The sequence below is a fragment of the Celeribacter ethanolicus genome, from assembly GCF_001550095.1.
GTDB lineage: Bacteria > Pseudomonadota > Alphaproteobacteria > Rhodobacterales > Rhodobacteraceae > Celeribacter > Celeribacter ethanolicus.
The window spans coordinates 1-4,722 of sequence record NZ_LRUC01000035.1 but is presented as its reverse complement, the minus strand read 5'-3'; the positions used below and the strand labels follow the sequence as shown (position 1 = coordinate 4,722).

The following is a 4,722-nucleotide window of genomic DNA, read 5'->3' as shown; positions in this document are numbered from 1 at the left end:
CGCAACCAGCGGATTTTTCACAATAAAACCGTGGTTGACATCCTCACGGAGCTCCTCGGTGCCTATGCCTCGGCAGGCAAGATGGAGACCCGGCTGACGCTCGATTACCCGGAACTCGAATACACCGTTCAATACCGAGAAAGCGACATGGATTTCGCCGCGCGCCTCATGGAACGGCACGGGATTTCCTATCATTTTGAACAGGATAGCGGCTCTCACCTGATGGTTCTGACCGACATTGTCGAGAGCCATGCGACCATCGGCGAGCGCCCGTTCAAGCCCTATGATGGCCACCACCAGGAGGAAATCGAGCACTTCTGGGAATGGCGGCCAGCGCGGCGGATCACGACGGGGGCGGTGCGGCTCACGGATTACAATTTCAAGACGCCGACCGCGGCGATGGAAACCAATTCTTCATCTTCTTCGCGCTATGCTCAGGGCCAGATCGAAAGTTTTGACTGGCCGGGGGATTACCTCGACCAGGGCCGTGGCGATGTGGTCGCGCGGCTGCGGTCGGAGGGTGAGACCGGCCAGGACCGGCGCTTTGAGGCGCAGGGCGATATTCCTGCGCTTGGCGCGGGGCTGGGCATGCGGTCAGTCAATTTAAGCGAGAAGCCATACTATCGCTATTTTGATTGTCCTGACTACATACGCGAGTTACCCAGCATCTATAGTGAGGTTCCTGATTATGTCGTCGAGCTGGGTAAAGACTATGCGGAAAGAGAAGAAACATGGCGGTAAATTTGAATTTAAGTAAATTCCTCGCAGGATTAGTGTTTGTTTTTCCCGTTTCAGCGTGTTCTGAGACCAGCGATTTAGTTCCAGTGGCTATTGCCGCCGAGGAAGATCTTGAAGAGTTGGACGCGCTTCTGGCCTCAATGTCCATGTGTCACCCAAATCGCTCCTACGAAGATCTTCGTCAGGATGCCGCCAAAATTGATATGGTGATAGGTCATTCGAGATGGGCTTGGTCCTGCGTTGATGTGCATGAAGAAAACTGGACGTTTCCTGAAAAACGATTGGACGCGGCTTGGCCAAACAAGGATCAGATATTTGATGCGGCGGTCGCATTGCGAGACCGCAATGACGGTCTGTTTGAAGGGTGGTCGTCGTCTGATTTATATCGAGCATGGCCATCCGGTGCATTCACTCATTACGAAATGACGATTGATATTCTTCTGCATGACGTTCGTGTGGTGAAGGCGGGTATTGGATATACAGGCCTCGACGGAAGATATTTGGCTTTCAACGCAAATACTGACGGAAGAATAAATGCCGTGAATAAAACATTGATAGAATGCCGAGAGATGACCGGCGATATTTGCGTTCCCGCCTTTTTCTCTGACGCTGCGACTATATATCCAACTATTTACAGGCAGAAATAGACGTGATTTTGGGAAAAACTCTAGACCAGATATTTCTCCCTGCATTCCTGTGGTTCGTCTTGCACAAAAATGCGGAAGATTGGGCAAGGCAATTCAATTCCGGACATTCCCCGGCCGCGCTAACTGGGTTGGACGCAGAAGATCGGAAGCACTGCAAATCGCTCATTTCCGTGAAGGGGAAAAAATGGTTATCGCTCTGTGATGCTCTCGGCATGACCGTCTACGGTGCCATCGCCCTCTCCTGGTGCAAAGACGCCGAACTTTCACAGGTCTGGGAAGGCTGGCACGCCTCCGGTTTTCCCCTCAAACCCAGCCCCGAATTCGAACGCCCAGCCCGCTTCATCAACCCCGCGCTCATGCCGGTGAGCGACAGCCTGCACGACATCCTCAACGCCGAGGCGCGCAAGCACGAGGACCCCGAAATCCACACCCTCGCCATCTGCGCCCGCATCGCCGCCATGCAGGGCCCGCTCAAATTCGACATCCCGCTCGACAGCTTGAAAACCGCCCCGCCACAGATCGCGGCGTTTCTCAAATCGCGAACGCTCGAAAAACCGGATCGCACAGCGGAAGAGAACGCTCTGATCGCGACGTGGTCGGCGACGATCAAAGGCACGGAATTCGACATCTGGGAGGACGCATAATGCCAGCAGCAGGACGCAAGGGCGACACAGGATCGGACCACGACGGCTTCCCGCCAACGCCCGCCACATCGGGGAGCGGTGACGTGTACATCAATGGCCAACCTGCGCTCCGACAAGGCGACAGCTTCGTGCCGCATTCCAAACCCAAACACCCACCGCACGGACGCAGCCTCTCGGGCGGGTCTGGCTCTGTCTTCATTAACGGCAAACCGGCTGGCCGTGTCGGCGACGCCATCGACTGTGGGGGCAGTGTGTCGAGTGGGTCGGGGGATGTGTCGATTGGGGGTTGAGGTGCTGCAAACTCCAAAGCGGATATTTGTTACGAAAGATTCGAGTGTCAGCTCCGGGCCGAAGTAGCCTTCGCTCAGGGACTATCACCAGAGCAAGGTTTCGATAGTTTTGCGATCAGCAAGTTTGAGGGATGATACTGATAAGATGACCGAATTGACCTTTGATCGAAATCAAGCCGAAGAGGCCATCGACCGTGTGAAAGCCGAAGGGCTAGCTTGGCTGTATGAAAATTATCCCAAGCCAAATGGGCAGATGCGAAAGTCCAGTACCGGCTTCTTAATGCATGAAGGTGTGGCTTACCCTGTGAAGCCATTAGGTCGTCTTGCTAATGAGCTCGCCGGAAATCCCATGACCAATAACCCTATCACAAACGTTTTTCGAAGGTACTTCGAGAAACTTGGGTTTCAACTGATCGAAAATGCGAGCAACGAGGCTGAGATCGCAGCAGAGCGGCAACGCAGACTAGCCGACGTCTGGCAGCGACCACGGCAAGCTAAGTTTCGACGTGAGGTGTTCGAGATGTTTGGTGCGCGTTGTCTGATTTCTGGATGCGAGACCTTGGCAGTTTTGGAGGCCGCACACATAATACCTGTATCTTGCGGTGGTAGGGATGAGGCTTGGAATGGTATCCCTCTCCGAGCAGACCTACATCGACTATTTGACGCTGGAAGCATTATTCTTGATACTGAAAACTGGACGATCAGCATCGAAGAAACTGCGCGCAAGGACTACGGCATTTACAACGGAAATAGTTTCTCTGAGCTCATCTCAAAGATTGAATTGAAGTCAGAGGTTGCAGCGGCCCTAAAGAAGCGGATGAGCTTGATATCTGCGGTAAAGTGAACGGCTGCTTTGCGTAAGCTGCAATGCTGCATTTTGGGCTATGGGCAATGGCGACTATGGGCCGTTCACGTTATCCCGCACTGAACAGTTCCGCCACAGGCACCCCGAGAGCCTCGGCGATCCTCAGGATCGTCTTAAGGCCCGGATTACGTTCCCCGCGTTCAATCCCGCCGATGTAGGTTCGGTCAACCGCGCGCCTTTCGCGTGCGCCGGATCGCTTCACCGATCTGTTCGGCAGTTCTCGCTGAGAGGTCCATGATGCGGCTCCTTTTACTGCAAAGCGTAAATCATACATCAAGCTCCCGCCCGCGATCCGCCAAGCGCCGATAGACAGGTTCCGCCGCTCGCAACTCCTCGGCCTCGCACTCCGCACGCGCTTCCAGATCGACCAGCTCCGCCGATCCCAAACACAGCCGCGCGGTGGTGACATCCCATTTATGCCCGCCATCCTCGCGCGTCCAATAGCGCAACAGATGCACATCGACGGCCTGAACGATGCGCTGCAACAGCCGCCGCATCAGCTTTGAAATCCGCTGGATCATGTCGAGGCCGATGCTCGCGCCGCTGACTTCCTCGGTCATCATCAACGTGTCGGTCGGTTGCAGCGTCTTGATCAGATCGCCGACATCCCCTTCCAGCTTGTCGCGCGGGATCGACTTACCATAGGCCTCACAGCTTTTGGTCTGGCAGAGATAATACGGATAGTGTCCGCCATTTCCGTAACAAAAGACATTGCCTCTGCAACCGGCATAGCGCTTGAGGTGTTGCTGAATACGGCACTGGGACAGCCTTCCGATCATAACTGGGCGATATGGCCAATCTGCGCAATGGCAAGCTTGCACGGGATAAAAGCCAAAAGCTCTACGACTATCGTTTCCCCTTGGGTAATCCCCCCATTTTTAGAGGGGCGTATCAGTAGAATCTAAGCTGCTGTCAGTTTCTGTATCGGGGTCATGCCGCCGATGCCCATGTTTGGTCTTTCGTTGTTGTAAGTCCAGAGCCATTTCGTTGCGTGATCCTGCACGTCTTCAATGCTTTCGAAGTGGTATCGCCCGAGCCATTCGGTGCGAACTGTCCGATTGTAGCGCTCGATATAAGCGTTCTGCTGGGGCTTGCCCGGCTGGATGTAAAGCAGCCCGATCCCCGCCTTCTCGGCCCATGTTTGGAGCCTGCCACTGACATATTCCGGGCCGTTATCTACGCGAATGGCCAGAGGTTTGCCTCGCCAGGCGATGATCTGGTCCAGCGCCCGAACAACGCGCTCGGCGGGCAGTGAGAAGTCCACTTCGATGGCCAGGCCCTCGCGGTTGAAGTCATCAAGCACGTTCAATGTGCGGAATGCCCGACCGTCAGCCAGCTGATCGGCCATAAAGTCCATCGACCACACCTCATTCGGGGCCTCAGGCACGACCAGCGGTTCCGGTTTCTCGCGCTGCAGCCGCTTCCGAGGCTTGATCCGCATGTTCAGCTCCAACTCGCGGTAGATGCGGTACACGCGTTTGTGGTTCCAGCCAAAACCTTTGACGTTCCGCAGATGCAAAAAGCACAGACCAAACCCC

8 protein-coding genes are annotated in these 4,722 nt (G+C 55.0%); 5 read left to right on the top strand and 3 right to left on the bottom strand.

Annotated elements, in window-relative coordinates; all coding sequences use genetic code 11:
• The 5 genes from NH195_RS12950 to NH195_RS12935 form a co-directional block, all read left to right on the top strand.
• Positions 1 to 741, top strand: a 741-nt coding sequence (locus NH195_RS12950; RefSeq protein WP_155846174.1) for a type VI secretion system Vgr family protein, incomplete at its 5' end; no start/stop codon positions are given.
• Positions 732 to 1,385, top strand: coding sequence for a hypothetical protein (locus tag NH195_RS12945; protein WP_066707577.1), 654 nt, complete (start codon positions 732 to 734; stop codon positions 1,383 to 1,385). The genes NH195_RS12950 and NH195_RS12945, both read left to right, overlap by 10 nt.
• Positions 1,386 to 1,597: 212 nt before the next feature.
• Positions 1,598 to 2,029, top strand: a complete 432-nt coding sequence (locus NH195_RS12940; protein ID WP_066707575.1) for a hypothetical protein — start codon at positions 1,598 to 1,600, stop codon at positions 2,027 to 2,029.
• On the top strand, positions 2,029 to 2,319 hold the full coding sequence (locus NH195_RS20895) for a type VI secretion system PAAR protein (RefSeq protein WP_081423919.1): 291 nt from the start codon (positions 2,029 to 2,031) through the stop codon (positions 2,317 to 2,319). Before NH195_RS12940 ends, NH195_RS20895 begins: the two co-directional genes overlap by 1 nt.
• 145 nt (positions 2,320 to 2,464) lie before the next feature.
• Complete coding sequence (locus NH195_RS12935; RefSeq protein ID WP_066707573.1) at positions 2,465 to 3,163, top strand: HNH endonuclease; 699 nt, start codon at positions 2,465 to 2,467, stop codon at positions 3,161 to 3,163.
• 70 nt (positions 3,164 to 3,233) lie between these two features.
• On the opposite strand, the gene NH195_RS21885 is transcribed toward NH195_RS12935, so the two are convergent.
• From NH195_RS21885 to NH195_RS12925, 3 genes are all read right to left on the bottom strand, one after another.
• A complete protein-coding gene (locus tag NH195_RS21885) occupies positions 3,234 to 3,458 on the bottom strand; it encodes a helix-turn-helix transcriptional regulator (protein WP_081423918.1) in 225 nt (74 codons plus the stop codon).
• Positions 3,451 to 3,963: a hypothetical protein gene (locus NH195_RS12930; protein WP_066707571.1), complete on the bottom strand. Its 513-nt coding sequence runs from the start codon at positions 3,961 to 3,963 to the stop codon at positions 3,451 to 3,453. Before NH195_RS12930 ends, NH195_RS21885 begins: the two co-directional genes overlap by 8 nt.
• 122 nt (positions 3,964 to 4,085) lie before the next feature.
• A partial coding sequence (locus NH195_RS12925) for an IS3 family transposase (protein WP_066701789.1) occupies positions 4,086 to 4,722 on the bottom strand: 637 nt, incomplete at its 5' end.

What these genes read in the sequence shown, in the direction of transcription:
- NH195_RS12945 (WP_066707577.1), top strand. Translation starts at nt 732, where the DNA reads ATGGCGGTAAATTTGAATTTAAGTAAATTCCTCGCAGGATTAGTGTTT.
- NH195_RS12940 (WP_066707575.1), top strand. Translation starts at nt 1,598, where the DNA reads ATGACCGTCTACGGTGCCATCGCCCTCTCCTGGTGCAAAGACGCCGAA.
- NH195_RS20895 (WP_081423919.1), top strand. Translation starts at nt 2,029, where the DNA reads ATGCCAGCAGCAGGACGCAAGGGCGACACAGGATCGGACCACGACGGC.
- NH195_RS12935 (WP_066707573.1), top strand. Translation starts at nt 2,465, where the DNA reads ATGACCGAATTGACCTTTGATCGAAATCAAGCCGAAGAGGCCATCGAC.
- NH195_RS21885 (WP_081423918.1), bottom strand. Translation starts at nt 3,458, where the DNA reads ATGTATGATTTACGCTTTGCAGTAAAAGGAGCCGCATCATGGACCTCT.
- NH195_RS12930 (WP_066707571.1), bottom strand. Translation starts at nt 3,963, where the DNA reads ATGATCGGAAGGCTGTCCCAGTGCCGTATTCAGCAACACCTCAAGCGC.